Source organism: Streptomyces fildesensis, from assembly GCF_016107395.1.
GTDB lineage: Bacteria > Actinomycetota > Actinomycetes > Streptomycetales > Streptomycetaceae > Actinacidiphila > Actinacidiphila fildesensis.
The window spans coordinates 72,756-90,615 of the sequence record NZ_JAAIKO010000022.1 but is presented as its reverse complement, the minus strand read 5'-3'; the positions used below and the strand labels follow the sequence as shown (position 1 = coordinate 90,615).

14 protein-coding genes are annotated in these 17,860 nt (G+C 71.3%); 6 read left to right on the top strand and 8 right to left on the bottom strand.

Going from position 1 to position 17,860, the window contains the following annotated elements; translation table 11 throughout:
• Positions 1-27: 27 nt before the first annotated feature.
• On the top strand, positions 28-2,706 hold the full coding sequence (locus C6N31_RS25590) for a SpoIIE family protein phosphatase (protein ID WP_138356883.1): 2,679 nt from the start codon (positions 28-30) through the stop codon (positions 2,704-2,706).
• On the opposite strand, the gene C6N31_RS25585 is transcribed toward C6N31_RS25590, so the two are convergent.
• A complete protein-coding gene (locus tag C6N31_RS25585) occupies positions 2,703-3,611 on the bottom strand; it encodes an alpha/beta fold hydrolase (RefSeq protein ID WP_138356884.1) in 909 nt (302 codons plus the stop codon). The genes C6N31_RS25590 and C6N31_RS25585 overlap by 4 nt on opposite strands.
• Positions 3,612-3,928: 317 nt before the next feature.
• Here C6N31_RS25585 and gdhA point away from each other — a divergent pair, with 317 nt between their 5' ends.
• The 3 genes from gdhA to C6N31_RS25570 all read left to right on the top strand — a co-directional run bounded on the left by gdhA (position 3,929) and on the right by C6N31_RS25570 (position 7,743).
• Entirely contained in the window at positions 3,929-5,260 is a 1,332-nt protein-coding gene (gene gdhA, locus C6N31_RS25580; protein ID WP_138356885.1) for an NADP-specific glutamate dehydrogenase, read from the top strand.
• 182 nt (positions 5,261-5,442) lie between these two features.
• The gene (locus C6N31_RS25575) at positions 5,443-6,072 is read left to right on the top strand and encodes an alpha-ketoglutarate-dependent dioxygenase AlkB (protein ID WP_138356886.1); all 630 of its coding nucleotides are present in this window, start codon (positions 5,443-5,445) and stop codon (positions 6,070-6,072) included.
• A 132-nt stretch (positions 6,073-6,204) separates the two neighbouring features.
• Positions 6,205-7,743, top strand: coding sequence for an ATP-dependent DNA ligase (locus C6N31_RS25570; RefSeq protein ID WP_138356887.1), 1,539 nt, complete (start codon positions 6,205-6,207; stop codon positions 7,741-7,743).
• Positions 7,744-7,797: 54 nt separating this feature from the next.
• On the opposite strand, the gene C6N31_RS46980 is transcribed toward C6N31_RS25570, so the two are convergent.
• Both C6N31_RS46980 and C6N31_RS25560 read right to left on the bottom strand, forming a co-directional pair.
• Entirely contained in the window at positions 7,798-9,588 is a 1,791-nt protein-coding gene (locus tag C6N31_RS46980) for a galactose-binding domain-containing protein (protein ID WP_138356888.1), read from the bottom strand.
• Between the two features lie 223 nt (positions 9,589-9,811).
• Positions 9,812-11,239 (bottom strand): alkaline phosphatase family protein, encoded by a 1,428-nt coding sequence (locus C6N31_RS25560; RefSeq protein WP_138356889.1) that lies wholly within the window; start codon positions 11,237-11,239, stop codon positions 9,812-9,814.
• Between the two features lie 254 nt (positions 11,240-11,493).
• Here C6N31_RS25560 and C6N31_RS25555 point away from each other — a divergent pair, with 254 nt between their 5' ends.
• Positions 11,494-11,970 (top strand): DUF5990 family protein, encoded by a 477-nt coding sequence (locus tag C6N31_RS25555; RefSeq protein ID WP_244809015.1) that lies wholly within the window; start codon positions 11,494-11,496, stop codon positions 11,968-11,970.
• Between the two features lie 30 nt (positions 11,971-12,000).
• The gene (locus C6N31_RS25550; RefSeq protein ID WP_138356891.1) at positions 12,001-12,213 is read left to right on the top strand and encodes a DUF4287 domain-containing protein; all 213 of its coding nucleotides are present in this window, start codon (positions 12,001-12,003) and stop codon (positions 12,211-12,213) included.
• A gap of 40 nt (positions 12,214-12,253) precedes the next feature.
• Here C6N31_RS25550 and C6N31_RS25545 read toward each other — a convergent pair whose 3' ends face one another.
• From C6N31_RS25545 to C6N31_RS25525, 5 genes are all read right to left on the bottom strand, one after another.
• The gene (locus C6N31_RS25545) at positions 12,254-12,673 is read right to left on the bottom strand and encodes a TOBE domain-containing protein (RefSeq protein WP_138356892.1); all 420 of its coding nucleotides are present in this window, start codon (positions 12,671-12,673) and stop codon (positions 12,254-12,256) included.
• Positions 12,674-12,859: 186 nt separating this feature from the next.
• Positions 12,860-14,272 carry a pyridoxal-phosphate dependent enzyme gene (locus tag C6N31_RS25540; protein WP_198358291.1) on the bottom strand — a complete coding sequence of 471 codons (1,413 nt, stop codon included), beginning with the start codon at positions 14,270-14,272 and terminating at the stop codon, positions 12,860-12,862.
• A 162-nt stretch (positions 14,273-14,434) separates the two neighbouring features.
• On the bottom strand, positions 14,435-15,127 hold the full coding sequence (locus C6N31_RS25535; RefSeq protein ID WP_138356894.1) for a class F sortase: 693 nt from the start codon (positions 15,125-15,127) through the stop codon (positions 14,435-14,437).
• A 146-nt stretch (positions 15,128-15,273) separates the two neighbouring features.
• Positions 15,274-15,675 carry a hypothetical protein gene (locus C6N31_RS25530; protein WP_138356895.1) on the bottom strand — a complete coding sequence of 134 codons (402 nt, stop codon included), beginning with the start codon at positions 15,673-15,675 and terminating at the stop codon, positions 15,274-15,276.
• Between the two features lie 316 nt (positions 15,676-15,991).
• On the bottom strand, positions 15,992-17,632 hold the full coding sequence (locus tag C6N31_RS25525) for an FAD-dependent oxidoreductase (protein WP_138356896.1): 1,641 nt from the start codon (positions 17,630-17,632) through the stop codon (positions 15,992-15,994).
• Between the last annotated feature and the right edge of the window lie 228 nt (positions 17,633-17,860).

Sequence of the window (17,860 nt, the reverse complement as noted above, 5' to 3'; positions counted from 1 at the left end):
CGGGGTCAACCGGGGTACACATAGGCCATGGCCCGGTTGACGGTCCGATCCTCGGGCGCCCTGCCGGCCGGCCGACGCAGGTGGATCAGGGGGATACGCAGCGTCGCCGGCCAGGTCTTCGCGCTGCAGGTGGTCGTGGTGCTGCTGCTCGTCCTGGCGGCGGTGTTGGCGCTCGTCCTGGAATCGGAGCACGACAGCACCCAGGAGGCCCGCAACCGCTCGGTCGCCGTCGCGCAGACCTTCGCGAACTCGCCGGGAATCGTGGCGGCGCTGAAGGCCCCGCACCCGACCGCGATCCTCCAGCCGAAGGCCGAGGCCGCCCGGATGGCGTCCGGGGTGGACTTCATCGTCGTGCTCAACACCGACGGCATCCGCTACACGCACCCCAAGCCGGACCGCATCGGCAAGAAGTTCGTCGGCAACTACGAGTCGGCCCTGCAGGGCCAGGTGATCACCGAGAAGATCGTCGGAACCATCGGGCCGCTCGTCCAGGCCACGGTCCCCGTCTACGACACCAACGGCAAGGTCGTCGGCGTGGTCTCCGCCGGGATCACGATCACCAAGGTCAGCGGGGTCGTCGACCGACAGCTGCCGCTCATCCTCGGCGCCGCGACCGTCGCGCTCTCGCTGGCCACGGTCGGGGCGGCACTCACCAGCAAACGGCTACTGCGCCAGACCCACGGTCTGGGGCCGACCGAGATGACCCGGATGTACGAGCACCACGACGCGGTGCTGCACGCGGTCCGGGAGGGCGTGGTCATCGTTGGCGGGGACGGCAGGCTGCTGCTCGCCAACGATGAGGCGCGCCGGCTCCTCGGACTGCCGGCGGACGCCGAGGGGCGCCCCGTGGCCGGCCTGGGACTCAGCAGCCGGGCAGTCGAGCTGCTGGCCTCGGAACAGGCCATGAGCGACGAAGTCCTGCCGGCCGGTGACCGGTTGCTGGTGGTGAACGTCCGGCCCACGGACCGTAACGGCGGGCCCCCTGGCATGGTCGCGACCCTGCGGGACTCCACGGAGCTGCACGCGCTGTCGGACAAGGCCGAGGCGGGCCGCAGACGCCTGCGACTGCTCTACGAGGCCAGCGTGGCCATCGGCACCACCCTGGACGTGGTGCAGACCGCCCAGGAACTCGCCCGGGTGGCCGTCCCCCGGTTCGCCGACTTCGTCTCCGTCGACCTCGCGGTGCCCGTGCTGCGCGGTGAGGAGCCCTCGGGGAGCTCCGGCACCCAGATGCAGCGGGTGGCCGTCAGCGCCATCAGGGACGATGCCCCGCTGTATCCGGTGGGCGAGCCGATCACCATCATCCCGTCCACTCCGCAGGCCTGGAGTCTCGACACCGGACAGGGCGTGTTCGACCCCGACCTCGCGTCGTCCACCGACTGGAAGGTGCAGGATCCCGAGCGCGCCGACGCGATGCTCGCGTACGGGGTCCACTCGGTCGTCAGGGTCCCGCTGCTGGCCCGTGGCGTGCTGCTGGGCATCGCCAAGTTCTGGCGCTCCGAGCGGCCGGAGCGCTTCGACGAGGACGATCTCTCCTTCGCCGAGGAACTGGTCACCCGCGCGGCGGTGTGCATCGACAACGCCCGCCGCTACACACGCGAGCACGCCATGGCCGTCACCCTCCAGCACAGCCTGCTGCCGCACGGCCTGCCCGAGCAGAACGCCGTCGAGGCCGCCTACCGCTATCTGCCCGCGCAGGCCGGCGTCGGCGGGGACTGGTTCGACGTCATCCCCCTGCCGGGCGCCCGGGTCGCGCTGGTGGTGGGTGATGTCGTCGGCCACGGCCTGCACGCCGCCGCCACCATGGGGCGGCTGCGCACCGCGGTCCACAACTTCTCCACGCTGGACCTGCCGCCGGACGAGGTCCTCGGGCATCTCGACGAGCTGGTCGGCCGGATCGACCAGGACCAGACGGCCGCCGGCTCCGGCGACGACGTCACGGGCGCGACCTGCCTGTACGCGATCTACGACCCGGTCTCGCGGCTGTGCACCATGGCCAGGGCGGGCCATCCGCCGCCCGCGCTGGTCCACCCGGACGGGACGGTGGAATTCCCCGACCTGCCCGCCGGCCCGCCGCTCGGCGTCGGCGGTCTGCCGTTCGCGACGGCGGAGATCAGGCTGCCCGAGGGCAGCCGGCTGGTGCTCTACACCGACGGGCTCGTCGAGGACCGTGAGCGGGACATCGACGACGGCCTCGAACGGCTGCGCAGTGCCCTCAAGGACACCGACCGGACCCCGGAGGAGACGTGTGAGGCGGTCCTGGAGGCCCTCCTCCCCGCCCACCCGAAGGACGACATCGCCCTGCTCGTCGCCCGCACCCACGTGCTGCCGGCCGACCGGATGGCGGAGTGGGAGGTACCGTCCGACCCCGCGGCCGTGTCCGAGGTCCGTGCCGCGGTCAGCCGGAAGCTGGCGAGCTGGGGCCTGGACGAGACGGCCTTCGTGACCGAGCTGATCCTCAGCGAGCTCGTCACCAACGCCATCCGCTACGGGGCGGAGCCGATCAAGGTCCGGTTGCTGCTCGACCGCACCCTGATCTGCGAGGTGTCCGACACCAGCGACACCTCACCGCACCTGCGCTACGCCGCCACGATGGACGAAGGCGGCCGGGGACTCTTCCTCGTCGCCCAGTTCGCCGAGCGCTGGGGCACCCGCTACACCGCCGACGGCAAGGTCATCTGGAGCGAGCAGCCGCTCCAGGGCTAGCCGGCGAGCCGGACGTCGTCCAGCCAGTCCAGCATCCGCGCGGCGACGACGTCCGGTATCTCCAGCTGCGGCACATGGCCGACGCCGGGGAAGGTCTCGAAGCGCCAGCCGGGATTGCGCGCCGCCGCCGCGCGGGCCGACCGCACCGGCACCAGCCGGTCCCGCTCCCCGCTCATGAGGAAGACCGGCACCCGCAGCGACCGCATGGCGGACCAGTACGTGGTCCGCCGCGCGTTCACCAGCACCAGTGAGCGCGCTGCGGCCAGGAAGGCCGCGTCGAGCCCCGGCACCCCCGCCCGCCGTTCCGCCAGCTCGACCGAGGCGCTGACCAGCTCCTCGGGAACCGCCGACGGGTCGGCGCACACGAGACTGAGCAGCCGCCGTACCTGCTGCCGGGCCGTGCTCCCGGCCCGCGACCGCGCGAGCACCCGTTCCCCCACCCCCGGCACGGCGTAGAGCAGGAACGCCGACAGGACCAGCGGATCGGGCCGGGCCCCGAACGGCAGTGGAAGGGCGGGGTCCACCAGCACGAGTCCGGTGGCCGTCCCCGGACGGGCCGCCGCCTGCAGGATCGAGATCATCCCGCCCATCGAGTTGCCCACCAGCAGCGCCGGCTCCCCGACGACCTCCCGCAGGAAGCGGTCGAGCAGCGCGACGTTGTCCCGTACCGCCGTGCCCCGGCCCGCCGGCTCCGTCAGCCCGAATCCGGCCAGGTCCACGGCGGTCACCCGCAGCCGGGCGGTCAGCAGCGGGGCGAGCAGACACCAGTTGAGGTGGGACCCGCCGAGCCCGTGCACCAGGACCACCCGGGGTGCGCCGGGCGGCCCCCCGAAGTCGACCCAGTGGACGCGCCCGCCGAGGTCCGCGTAGCGGCTGGTTCCGCCCCAGTGGGCCACCGTCGTCATGGCAGTCAGTATTCGCCGCGGTGCTACCCGGCGGTAGGGGGAGGCGGCTGCGGGATGGGGGACGCACCCGGTGCGGCACCGCTGCGGCGGTTTCCGGGCCGCTCGACGCGGTCTCGAGCGGCCGTCGTTGATGCCCCCTCCACACTTACCAGGAGGTAACCCCTGATCTGTTCTGCGGTACTTGTGGACGTCCGGGGCTCGGTGTGAACATCGACCGCTACGGAGCCGGCGGGACCGCCCTGAACGCCGGGCCCGCCGCGCCCGTAGAACACCGCACAGTGTTTTCCGCCCGGCAGCCGCTCCTGAATGGACTCGATATGAAGCCTTCCTTCCGTGCCCAGCTGATAGAGCGGAACCCGGGCGAGCCCGAGTTCCACCAGGCCACACAGGAGGTGCTGGAGACCCTCGCGCCGCTGCTCGCGGCGCGTCCCGAGTTCGCCGAGGCGAAGCTGGTCGAGCGCATCTGTGAACCGGAGCGCCAGCTGATGTTCCGGGTCCCGTGGCAGGACGACTCGGGCGAGATCCACGTCAACCGGGGATTCCGGGTGGAGTTCAACAGCGCGCTGGGTCCGTTCAAGGGCGGTCTGCGCTTCCACCCGTCGGTGAACCTGGGCATCGTGAAGTTCCTCGGGTTCGAGCAGATCTTCAAGAACGCCCTCACCGGACTGAACATCGGTGGCGGCAAGGGCGGCAGCGACTTCGACCCGCACGGCAGGTCGGACTCCGAAGTGATGCGCTTCTGTCAGTCGTTCATGACCGAACTCCACCGCCACCTCGGCGAGCACACGGACGTCCCGGCGGGCGACATCGGCGTCGGCGGCCGCGAGATCGGCTACCTCTTCGGCCAGTACAAGCGCATCACCAACCGGTGGGAAGCGGGCGTCCTCACCGGCAAGGGCCTGGAATGGGGCGGCTCCCAGGCGCGTACGCAGGCCACCGGCTACGGCAACGTCCTGTTCACCGCCGAGATGCTGAAGAAGCGCGGCGAGGACTTCGACGGCCAGCAGGTCACGGTCTCCGGATCGGGCAATGTCGCGATCTACACCATCGAGAAGGCCCAGTCCCTCGGCGCCAACGTCCTGACCTGCTCCGACTCCGGCGGCTATGTCGTCGACGAGAAGGGCATCGACCTCGAACTGCTGCAGCAGATCAAGGAGGTCGAGCGCGGCCGGGTCAGTGACTACGCGGAGCGGCGCGGCGCCTCGGCCCGGTACGTGGCAGGCGGCCGGGTGTGGGACGTGCCCGCCGACGTCGCCCTGCCGTCGGCGACCCAGAACGAGCTCGACGCGGACGCCGCCGCCGTTCTCGTCCGCAACGGTGTGAAGGCCGTTTCCGAGGGCGCCAACATGCCCACCACCCCGGACGCGGTCAAGCTGCTGCAAACCGCCGGGGTCTCCTTCGGGCCCGGCAAGGCGGCCAACGCGGGCGGTGTCGCCACCAGCGCACTGGAGATGCGGCAGAACTCCAGCCGTGAGTCGTGGTCCTTCGAGCGCACGGCGGAGGAGCTCGCGACCATCATGCGCGGCATCCACGACACCTGCTACGACACCGCCGAGCGCTTCGGTGCCCCGGGCGACTACGTCACCGGCGCCAACATCGCCGGCTTCGAGCGCGTGGCCTCCGCGATGCTCTCCCAGGGCGTCGTCTGACCGGTCTCCCGCGGGCGGTGCCCAGCGGGGTGCCCGGAAACCGCTCTGTCAGCATCGGCCGCATGGTCCATCAGACGCCCGGCCTCGTCCCGCGCCGGTACGTGGATCTCCAGTACCAGGCCACCGCCATCATGCCCGCCACGTTAATCGCACAGATGTACGAATGCGTATAGGCTGGTCCCATGGCCGTACATCTGCAGAACTCGCTCTTCGACCAGGAGGACGAGATCGCACCGCGCCCGCTCGACGGGCTGCGCCGTACCGACATCGGGCTCGGCGCCTGGATCGACGTGCTGCCGCAGTGGCTCGTCGGGGCGGACGCGCTCTTCGAGGCGCTGGCGCGGGACGTCGAGTGGCGTGCCGAGCAGCGCGTCATGTACGAGCGCACGGTGGACGTGCCGCGGCTGCTGTCGTTCTTCGGCGACCGCGACGCCCTGCCGCACCCGGCGCTCGACACGGCCCGCTCGGCGCTGAGCGGGCACTACGCCGCCGAGCTCGGTGAGCCGTTCACCACGGCCGGGCTCTGCTTCTACCGCGACGGACGCGATGGTGTCGCCTGGCACGGCGACACCATCGGCCGCGGCGGCACCGAGGACACCATGGTCGCGATCGTCTCCCTGGGGGCGCCGCGGAACCTGGTGCTGCGGCCGCGCTCCGGCGGTCCGGCCGCCGTGCGCATGCCGCTCGGACACGGTGACCTCATCGTCATGGGCGGCAGCTGCCAGCGCTCCTGGGAACACGCGATTCCCAAGACGGCGCGGCCGGTGGGACCCCGGATCAGTGTGCAGTTCCGGCCGCGCGGGGTGCGCTGAACCGGTAGCGGACGGGATCGGGTCGGGTCCGGGCGGGGGCCGGGCCGCTTCGCCCCGGGAGACGGAACGGGAAAGCGGGTACGCATGGGCCACGCGCAGCCTTCACCGCCCCAGCCCTGGAGTTCCCCGCCCATGCTGCTTCACGAACTGGCCGTCACCTCCCAGGCCGTCGGCGCCGAGCCGGCCCGCAACGCGAAGATCGCCCTGCTGGCCGGATACCTCCGGAGCCTGGGGCCCGACGAGCTGCCCGCGGCCGTGGCCCTGCTGTCCGGTGAGTCCCGGCGGATGCGGATCGGGGTCGGCCCCGCCGGCCTGCGCGAACTGCCGCCACCCGCCGGCGAACCGGAGCTCGGCGTGCGGGAGACCCAGGACGTACTGGCCGCGCTCGCCGCCGTGCACGGATCCGGCGCGCAGGGCGAACGGCGCCGGCTGCTGGAGGAGCTGTTCGCCAGGGCCACCGCGCAGGAGCAGACGTTCCTGAGCGCGGTGCTGGTCGGCGAACTGCGGCAGGGCGCACTGGACGCGGTGGTGGCGGACGCCGTCGCCAAGGCGGCCGGTGTGCCGGCGGCGGACGTCCGCCGGGCGCTGATGTTCCGCGGCTCCGCCCGCGCCGTCGCGGCGGCCGCCATGTCGGGCGGGAAGGAGGCGCTGCGCGCGTTCGGGCTGGAGGTCGGGCGCCCGGTACGGCCGATGCTCGCCGCGGCGGCCCCGGACGTCGCCGCCGCCCTGGAGCGGGTGAGCCCCGCCGCGCTGGAGTGGAAACTCGACGGGATCCGGGTCCAGGCGCACCGGGACGGGGACGACGTCTCCGTGTTCACCCGGAGCCTGGACGACATCACCTCCCGCGTACCGGAAGTGGTGGAAGCCGTACGCTCACTGCCCGTGCGGACGGCCGTGCTCGACGGCGAGGCCATCACCCTCGGCCCGGACGGCCGGCCCCGCCCGTTCCAGGTGACCGCCGCCCGCACCGCCTCGCGGCAGGACCCGGAACAGCTGCGGGCCGAGGTGCCGCTGAGCGTCTTCTTCTTCGACCTGCTGCACCGCGACGGCGCCGATCTGCTCGACCTGCCCGCGGAACGCCGCTGGGCGGAACTCGACGACGTGGTGCCGGCGGAACTGCGCGTGCCGCGCACCGTCACCGCGGACGCCGACGACGCCGCGCGCTTCTTCCAGGAGGCACTCGCCCGCGGCCACGAAGGCGTGGTGGCCAAGGACCCGGCCGCGCCGTACGCGGCGGGCCGCCGCGGCGCCGGGTGGATCAAGGTGAAGCCGCGGCACACCCTGGACCTGGTGGTGACGGCCGCCGAATGGGGTCATGGCAGGCGCCAGGGGTGGCTGAGCAATCTGCATCTCGCGGCACGCGGCGAGGAATCCGACCCCGCCCCCTGGGTGATGCTCGGCAAGACCTTCAAGGGGCTCACCGACGAGCTGCTGACCTGGCAGACCACCGAACTGCTGGAGCGGGAGGAGACCCGCGACCGGTATGTCGTCCACGTCCGGCCGGAGTTGGTCGTCGAGGTCGCCTTCGACGGCCTCCAGCGCAGCCCCCGCTACCCGGCGGGCCTCGCCCTGCGCTTCGCGCGCGTGCTGCGCTACCGCGACGACAAGACCGCGGCCGAGGCGGACACGGTGTCCACCGTGCGGGCGCTGGCCGCCGAGGAAGGACTGTAGGTCCCACCTCGTCCTCCGGGTGCGGTGACCACCGCACCCGGACACGGAGCGTGCTTACCAGCCCACCGCGACCAGCAGGTACTGCGGATTCGCGTGGGAGACGAACGAGGACTGGCCGGCGTAGTCGTCGTACGGGAACCCGTACGCCAGCTTGCTGATGCCGTGGTCGTGCCAGAACTTCGCGTAGTAGTTCGCCGGGCCCGCCTGGTAGTACAGGCTGGGGTCCGACCACTGCGACTGCGGCAGCGTGGCGACATGCCGGTTGAGCGCCGAGCACATCCCCGGGCTCTCGGACAGGGTGCCCGCGCAGCCGAAGACATCGGACGTGGGAGCGTTGACACCGACCGAGTTCGCGTAGGCGGTGTAGTAGTTGGCGTTCACCCCGCCGGCCCGGAACGTCGGGTCGCTGCCCGGCGCGATGATCCGGTACGGGGCCTGGGACTGCGCCAGCACCTTGAACTGCGCCGGCACCTCGTTGATGAACTTCTGGAAGGTGACCGACCGGTCCTCGGCGAAGGTGGCCTGGTCCTCACCCACGGACACGTCGTAACCGTCGCGGGTGTGCAGCCGCATCGCGAGCTTCAGGCCGAACGCGTCGACCCGTGTGGTGTTGCCGTTGAAGACGTTCGCTCCGACGGTGAACTCGATGAAGTCGAAGTACTGGCCGTTCGGCGTGCCGACGTAGAAGTACATCCGCCCGGCGGAGTTGACGGGCATGTCGAAGTACGGCTGATCGGCGATCGAGTGGACCTGCCCGTTGTAGCTCCAGTAGACCTGGCTGTCCGGGTACTTGCCGTTGGTCCGGTTGAGGATCTTGAGCATGACGACGTTCTGCGCGGGCGGGATGGTGCTGGTGTCGCCCCAGAACGAACCGGGGTCCGTCGGGGGAGTGGTGGGCGGGGTGCCCGGTGAACCGGAGCGCACCTGGAACTCCCACAGGGAGTAGCCGTAGGCGGTGGCGCGCGTGGTGCCGTTCATGCGGACGTAGCGGCCGGTGCCGTTGACGTCGAGGGTCTGGGTGCCACCGGTTCCGGTGGTGGCGGAGTAGACCGTGGTCCAGTTGCCCGTTCCGCTGTCGGAGACCTGGATCTGGAAGCCCTTCGCGTACGCCGCCTCCCACTGCAGGACGACCTGGCAGATCTGCTGCGACGCGCCGAGGTCGACCTGGACCCACTGCGGATCGCTGAACGCGCTGGACCAGCGGGTGCCGGTGTTGCCGTCGAACGCGGCGCTCGCCGGACTCGCGGCGTTCTCCGTGGACGACGCGGTGGCCGGACGGTTCAGCGCCGCGTTGGCGGAGCCGCAGCCGCCGGGGGTGAGGACGCCGTAGACCTGGAACTCCCACAGGGAGTAGCCGTAGGCGGTGGCGCGCGTGGTGCCGTTCATGCGGACGTAACGGCCGGTGCCGTTGACGTCGAGGGTCTGGGTGCCGCCGGTTCCGGTGGTGGTGGAGTAGACGGTGGTCCAGTTGCCGGTTCCGGTGTCGGAGACCTGGATCTGGAAGCCGCTCGCGTACGCCGCCTCCCAGGTCAGCCCGATCTGGCTGACCGAGGCGGTGGCCCCGAGGTCGACCTGGATCCACTGCGGGTCGCTGAAGGCGCTGGACCAGCGGGTGCCGGTGTTGCCGTCGACGGCGGCGCCGGCGAGGGTTCCGGCGTTCTCGGCGGAGGACGCGGTGGCCGGCTTCCCCTGCGAGAGCAGCGCGCCCGCCGCGTGGGCCGGCGGCTGCGTCACGACGAAGAGCAGGCTCGCAAGTAACGCGGTGAGCAGGGCGATGAGGACATACGGTCGGCGCTTGTCGCGGCTCAACCGATGGCGCACCAGCAAGGAACGATCGCCTGACATGGCATCTCCTGAACGGGTGGGGGTCCGTGATGGAGCCGGAAACGTCGAGAGAGCGCTCTCCCGGTGGGGTGATGTTTACAACCGCGTTTCCTCGGCGTCAAGAAGTAGCTCCATAATCGCCCCAACCCACCTGCTGACAACGAGGGTTGAACACGCGCCGAGCGCGGGGAACCTGACAGGCCGGGTTCCCCGCGCTCGGCACGGATCGCTGTGCGGGGCCGGCTCAGGTGTGCGGCCGCCGGCCCTTCTCCTGCTTCGGGAACGTCTGGTCGGCGCCGGGGAGAACCGGCTTGGGGAGGGTGGCCACTTCCTTCTTGGCCTCCTCCAGCTGCTTCGCCGTGTCGTGCGGCAGCCGCGGCGGCCGCACGGTGGCGTGGGAGAAGCGGAACGCCGAGGTCAGATCGCCGAAGGTGCGCCGCCGCCACTGTGTGACGTTCGGTGCCTCGACGCCGGTGAACCGCTCCAGGAACTGCAGTGCCGAGGTGTGGTCGAAGGCCTCGCTCGCCACCCAGCCGCCCACGGTCCAGGGCGAGACGATGATCGCCGGGACCCGGAAGCCACCGCCGATCGGCAGCCCCTGGACGAACTCGTCGACCGTGCCTGCCTTCGGCGTGGGCGGGGCCACATGGTCGAACAGGCCGTCGTTCTCGTCGTAGTTGAGGATGAACGCGGTCTTCGCCCACACCTTCGGATTGGACGCGATGGCCTCGATCTTCTGCGCCACGAAGTCGGCGCCGGCCGCCGGCAGGTAGTCCGGGTGCTCGGACTGGAAGCTCGTCGGCATGATCCAGGAGACCGTCGGCAGCCGGTCGTTGCGCGCGTCGTCCTCGAAGGTGCCCTCGGGCTGCGGGCGCATGCCGCGCTCGTAGAGGTCCTCGCCCGGCTTGGAGTCCCGGAACGTCTTGAACTGCTCCAGCATGTTGCAGCCGTAGTCGTCGTCCTGCTGGTACACCTTCCAGCTGATGCCGGCGGCCTGCAGGCGCTCCGCGTAGGTCGGCCACCGGTACGGCGTGGGCGCCTTGTTGGTGAGCACCGGGCCGCCCATCGTGCCGCCGGGGTCGATGGTGCCGGTCATCCAGTACAGGCGGTTCGGCCAGGTCGGGCCGAAGACCGAGCAGAAGTAGTTGTCGCAGATGGTGAAGGTCTCCGCGAGGGCGAACTGGAAGGGGATGTCCTTCCGCGTGTAGTAGCCCATCACGTACGGGCCGTTGACCCCGTCGGCCTTGCGGTGTGCGGGCAGCCACTGGTCCATCCTGCCGCCGTTCCAGGCGGCGTGCTGCACGGCCCAGGCGTGGCTGGTGGACGGGATGGCCTGGGCGCTGGACTTGTGGGTGTCCAGATGGAACGGCAGCAGATAGCCGTCCGGGTTGACGGTGTCGGGCTGGTAGAAGACCGAGCGCCTGTTGTCCAGCTTCAGCGCGTGCGGATCGTTGAAGCCGCGGACGCCGGAGAGGGTGCCGAAGTAGTGGTCGAAGGAGCGGTTCTCCTGCATCAGCATGACGACATGCTCGATGTCGTTCAGCGAACCGTGCCGCGGTGGTCCCGCCGCGACGGCCTTCTGCACGCTGGGCGGCAGCAGGGAGAGCGCCGCCGCGCCTCCCATCGCCCCCGCCGCCGATCCGAGGAGTCTGCGTCGCGTCAACTCGGCCATGAACATCCCTTCTCGACCTGTCGGTGCGAGCCCTGGTCGTGGACCCATCAACACCTTTGCGGGGACCGGGAGGGAGGCGAAGGGGGCAATCGGTGAACACGTGACCAACGAGCAGCGAGCACCGGGCCACGGCACGGCAGGCCGCCGCGGGAGGGCGGGAGCTCCACCGGACGTCATGTCTCCATGGGGCACCTGACGCAGAGTCATGGTGCCGGGACACGCCCATGGCCGGGCCGGCGGGGGATGATGACCGGGTGGAGATCCGTATCGAGGCCTCAGACCTGCCCGGCCGTGCCTTCGTCCTCGGCCCGGACTTCCCCGCCGCGGGCAACGTTCACATCGGCGTGCAGCGCAAGGACCGGCCGGGCGAGTGGACGGGCCTCCACCCGGGTGACGCCGCGTCGGCGAGCTGGACCCTGGAGGCCGTCGCCGTGGCGACCGCCACCGGGACGGAACTCGAAGGCCCTTACATCCAGAACCGGCTGGGCGGGCAGTTCGTCTTCCTGTCCTGGGTCACGGTGGACGCGGCGGGTGTGACCGACATGCTGCGCCGGGCGAAGCTGATGTTCGCCGACGTCCCGTCGGAGACGTTCGACGAGGCGGTGCGCGGTGGCCGGCTGACCGCGCGGCTGCGGCTGACGACCGCCGAGGGCCGGCCGCTGTGCGGGCGGGTGCGGCCGCCCCTGGTGACCTGGTCGGCAACCACCCCGCAGACGCTACGGCCCAGGTGAGTTGTCAGAACCGGATGCCACACTTTTCCCATGACTGAGACTGTGAAGGGCCCCGCCGCCTATTTCCCCTCGATCGAGCAGAAGTACGGCCGCCCGATCGCCGAATGGAAGGACCTCATCCGGTCCTCGCCGCTGACCAGGCACATGGAACTGGTCGGGTGGCTCAAGGCCGAGCACGGCATGGGCCATGGCCATGCGAACGCCCTGGTCGCGCACACCCTCGCCGAGGACAACGGTAAATAGCCCGCCGGCGCGGACTCCGCGCGGCGGGCTGTCGCCCGGATCAGACGGTGGCGAGGGAGATCTCGGTCGACTTGATGAGCGCGACCACGGAGGTGCCGGCGGTCAGGCCGAGGTCGGTGACGGCGTCCTTGGTGATGGCCGCGGTCAGTTCGCCGCCCGGGACGGTGACCTTGACGCTGGCCATCGCGCCGCCGGTGGCGACCTCGGAGATGGTGCCGGCGAGCTGGTTGCGGATGCTCAGGCCTTCGACCGGGCCGGTGGCCAGGGAGACCTCCGTCGACTTCACCAGGGTGCGGACGGCCGTACCCTCGGCGATCCCGAGCTCCTTGACGGCTTCCAGCGTGATGGCCGCGGTGATGTCCTGGCCGCCGTCCAGCCGGACCTTGACGGTCGCCATGACCTCGCCGGCGGTGACGTCGGTGACGGTGCCGGGAATCTGGTTGCGGATGCTCAGACTCATGAAGGTGCGCCTCGCAAAGTGAGTGGAATGTCGGGCTTGGCCCGTCGTGTCCCTTCACCGTAGCCACACTCCGCGCACCCGTTCCGGCACGCGTCGCAAACGCCATGCCAGTGGCGGGAACGGCCTGGCACATCCCCCACAACTGCCCGATTCCGCCGGTTCGCCACGCCGCGGCCGGGCGACCGCTCAGCCCTCCAGCGCCTTCCGGTCGACCACGCCGACCGCGCGCCCGTCGAGCAGGACGACGGCGGCCTCGTGGCGGCGTTGAGGAGTGTCGAGGCAGGCGAGCGCACTGGAGAGCGGCTGGCCGAGGCCGACGACGGGCAGCGCCGGGGCGAGGTGGTCGCGCAGCGGCTCCTCAGGACCCGCACCCGAGTCGAGTGCCCGCTGGAGTCCGGCGGCCTCGGCCGAGCCGGTGATCTCGGAGGCGGCGATACCGAACGGCCGCTCGGCGCGGGCGAGCACCACGGGCGCGACATCGGTCCGCGCGGCGCGCAGCACGGCCAGTGCCTCGCCCAGCGAGGCGGTGGAAGCGACGGTGACGAAGTTTTCGCCGTGGCCCCGGGCGTCGCCCAGGACCGTGCGCACCGTCGGTTCGGTGTCATCGCGGTGCCGGGGCTCCTCCAGGAAGCCGCGCTGCCGCAGCCAGTCGTCGCTGAGCGCCGAGGACAGATAGGAGCGGCCCGAGTCGGGCAGCAGGACGACGACCAGGTCGTCGGGGCCCAGCCGCCGTGCCACCCGTAGCGCCGCGGCCACCGCCGTCCCCGAGGAGGGGCCCACCAGCAGTCCTTCCTCACGGGCCATCCGCCGCGCCGTCAGCAACGACTCCCGGTCCGGCACCCGTTCGAACACGTCGACCACGCTCCGGTGGTACGACTCGGGCCACACGTCCTCCGAGGTCTCCGGATGGACGAAGTGGCCGATGCTCTCCACGAAGTAGGAGCTGCCGTCGCCGCCGGCGTACACCGACGCCTCCGGGTCCGCGCCGACGACGGTGACCCGTCCGTCGGATGCCTTCTTCAGGAAGGCGCCGGTGCCGCTGATGGTGCCGCCGGTGCCGACGCCCGCCACGAAGTGCGTGACCCGCCCGCCGGTCTGCTCCCAGATCTCCGGCCCGGTGGTCACCACATGGGCGTCCGGGTTGGCCGGGTTGTCGTACTGGTTCGCCAGCCAGGCGCCGGGGATCTCCTCCGCGAGCCGGCGCACGACATGGAAGAGGTGGTCCGGATGGTCCTTGGAGAGCGCGGTCGGGGCAAGCACGACCTCGGCGCCGTAGGCCCGCAGGATGTCGCTCTTCTCCGGGGCGGCCCGCTCGGACACCCCGATCACGACCCGGTAGCCGCGCTGCCGTCCGACGATGGCCAGCCCGATGCCGGTGTTCCCCGACGTCGCCTCGATGATGGTGCCGCCCGGCCGGAGCTCACCCGTACGCTCGGCCTCCCGCACCATCGACAGCGCGGCACGGTCCTTGACGCTGCCGCCGATGCTGAGGAACTCCGCCTTCGCGTAGACCGGAGTCACGATTCCCGCGCCCAGCCGCGCCAGCCGGAACAGCGGCGTCCCGCCGATCGCGTCCGTGACCGATTCGTAGACGGTCATCTCTGGAACCTCGTCCCTCTTCCGGTGGTTTCGACGCGACGGAACCACCGGGTGTGAAGGACCAGCGGCAACACCGCGGGGCCGGTGTCCGGTTCATGGACCCGCAGGGGGACGATACCGTGACCGCCCCCGGCCCTGCCCCGGGTGTGTGCCGCCGGGTGGTCAGCCCTGGCGGGAGGATTCCAGATGGGCGAAGACGACGACGTTGTCCGTGTAGTCCTTCTTCGAGTGGTCGTACGCGCCGCCGCAGGTGATGATGCGCAGCTGGGCGTTGGGGGTGTCGGCGTAGACGCGCTGGTCGGGGAAGTTGTTCTTGGAGAAGGTCTCGACGGAATCGACCTTGAACTTCGCGATGACGCCGTCGGCGCGGGTGATCTCGGCGGTGGCGCCCGGCTTGACCATGCTGAGCAGGAAGAACACCGCGGGGCCGGTCTTGGTGTCGACATGGCCGGCGACGATGGAGTTGCCGCGTTCGCCGGGGGTGGGGCCTTCCGCGTACCAGCCGGCGAGGTTGTTGTTGTCCGACGGCGGGGGATCCAGTTTGCCCGACGTGCCGATGTGCAGCGGGGTGAAGGGTGCGCTCACGCCGATGTCGGGAATCGTCAGCAGGGTCGGGCGCGAGGCGGGCAGTCCGGGGGCGGCGCTGACCGGCGGCGGGGCCGCCGCGTGCGCTGTGGCCTGCGCCACGACGGCGGCCGGGGGCGGCGCGGCCTCGGAGGCGTCGACGGAGTTGTAGATCAGGAACGCGCCGAGCAGAGCCGCGCCGGTGGCCCAGCCCAGGACTCGGGACGAGCCGTCACCGCCCGGTGCGTTCTCCGCCGCTCGGGCGCTGTGCTGTGCGGACTGCTGGGCCATTCGGTGATGCCTTTCATCAGCTCTGCGGTTCGTGGTTCTGCTGCCCGCGAGCGGGGCGGCGGGCCGGGCCCGGAACCGGCGCTGCCACCGTCATCGTGGGACGACGGTGGCAACGACGGAACGCGTGGTGCGGAACGTGCGTCGGATCAGGCCGCGAGGCCGGCGCCGGCCGAGGTGTTGCGGCGGCGCAGGACGAAGGCGCCGGCGCCGAGGCCACCGAGCAGCAGAACGGAACCGGCGGCCAGGCCACCGCCCGAGAGGGCCATGCCGCCACCGCCGGTGTGCATGCCACCGTGCGGCTTCTTGGCCTCCTGGCCCTTCCACCCTTCCTCGGACTTGGCGCCCTTCTTGGACTCCTCGCCCTTCCAGCCGTTCTCGGACTTGGCGCCCTGCTCGGACGGCGACCAGCTGTCGCTGGAGCTGGAGCTGGAGGAGCCGCTCGGGTCGTATGCGTTGTGGGCACCCGTGGCGGCGTGGGCGGCGGGAGCGGCGATGGCGAGGACAGCGGAGAGGGTTGCTCCGGCCAGCAGGGTGCGAGCAGTGCGCATGGGAAGGTTCCTTCCGCCGCGACGTGCGCTGGCTGACAGGGCATCAGCCATAGGAAGCGCAGTAGCGACGTCATCACCGTCAGTCATATACCGAGGTTGTGCCACCGGAGAGAGCACAATGGGTGACGGAGTGCTCTCTTCGGGTGGTGCCGGCCGTGGGGGAGTGGGGCGGCACCGGGCTGACGGTGCCTCACCCCGACGGGGCATCAGCACCCCCGGCCCGCGGGCCGGACCACGGGGAAATGCGGCGTCACCCGGCGTGACACGGCGGAGCGGGCCGCGCGGCGTCCGCGCGGCCCGCTCCCGGTGGCAGCCGTCACCCGTTGCCGGGAACGCCGCCCAGTACCTTCTCCAGCACGTCCGTCAGCGTCCGCTCCGCGTTCGCGTCCGCGGTCCGCGACCGCCAGGCGATGAATCCGTCGGGGCGGATCAGGACCGCCCCGTCGTTCTCCGCCCCGTGCAACTGCGCCCAGTCGGCGCCCTCTTCGGGGACGAGGTCGTGATTCTCGTCCGGGCCCACCCGGAAGCAGGCCAGCGGGATGCCGGTGCGCCCGGCGACGCTCAGACCGGCCTGGTGCCAGGCGCCGCCGTCGGGACCGCTGAGCAGCACCGGGGTCCGCTCGTACAGGTCGAGGGTGGATAGCCGGCGGCCCTCCTGGCTGAGCCACATGTGCGGGGCCCGGCCGCCCGGCTGGGCCAGCGGACGGAACTCCTCCGGGACGGCCGGCTGGTCCTGCGGGGCGCCCACCACCGCGCCGTCGAGGTAGCGGTAGCCCAGCACCACCGCGAGCATCCCGGGCTTCCGGCCGGCGCCGGGGCTGACGTCGTAACCCGGGTGACGGTGTTCCGCGGAACGGGTCGAGGCGCGGGCGCCGGTGGCCAGCGCCACCGGCCGCCGCTCGGCGTCGTACGTCTCCAGCAGCCCGGGGCCCGCCCAGCCGCGCAGCACCGCGGCGAGCTTCCAGGCGAGGTTGTGCGCGTCCTGGATGCCGGTGTTGGAGCCGAACGCCCCGGTCGGGGACATCTCGTGCGCCGAGTCCCCGGCCAGGAAGATCCGGCCGGTGCCGTAGCGCTCGGCCACCCGCTCGGCGGCATGCCACGGCGCCTTCCCGGTGACCTCCACCTCGAGGTCGGGCACCCCGACCGCGGTGCGGATCAGTGCCTCGCACCGCTGGTCGGTGAAGTCCTCCAGGGTCTCGCCGTCGTCCGGGCGCCAGGGTGCGTGGAACACCCAGTTCTCGTCGTTGTCGACGGGCAGCAGCGCGCCGGGGCTCTCGGGGTTCGTCAGGTAGCAGACGATGAAGCGCCGGTCGCCGACCGCGTCGGCCAGCCGCTTGGCCTTGAACGTGATGCTCACGTTGTGGAACAGGTCGCCGGCCCCGGTCATCCCGATGCCGAGCCGCTCGCGCACCGGGCTGCGCGGCCCGTCCGCGGCGACGAGGTAGTCCGCCCGGATCGTCCGGTCCTCACCCGTCTCACGGGACCGGACCACCGCCGTCACTCCTTCGGCGTCCTGCTCGGCGGAAATCAGCTCGGTGCCGAAGCGGATGTCGCCGCCGAGCTCGCGGGCGCTGCGCAGCAGCACCGGCTCCAGGTCGTTCTGGCTGCACAGGCACCAGCCCGACGGGCTGAACTTGGCCAGCGCCCCGCCGGGGTCGATCTGCTTGAACAGCCACTCCTGCTCCGAGCCGGTCAGTGTGTCGGCCTGCAGGATGCCGTGGTTCTCCGCCAGGACGGAGGCGGCCTCGCGGATCAGCGGTTCCACCCCCGCGGTCCGGAACAGTTCCATCGTGCGGACGTTGTTGCCCCGGCCGCGGGGGTGGTGCGAGGTCTGGGCGTGCCGTTCCACGAGCAGGTGCTCGATGCCGAGCCGGCCCAGGAACAGCGAGGCGGACAGCCCCACCAGGGAGCCACCAACGATCAGGACGGGCACGCGATCGTCGATCTTCGACGTCATGAGGTCTCCAGAGAGGGTTGTGCGGGAGCGGGTCCGCCACGGATTCGTGACGGCCGTTCGGCTGCGTTCCTCCTTTCCCTGTCGCAAGCCTGTTGACCGGGAAGTCACTCGCCCGCCTCACGTACCGTGCGCGATTCATGCCGTTATGTGAGCATCGGCCGTAGCCGAGCACGCCTGGTGCATATGCAGAGGGCAAGGCCTGCGGCAGTCGGCAGGGGTGTCGGAGTT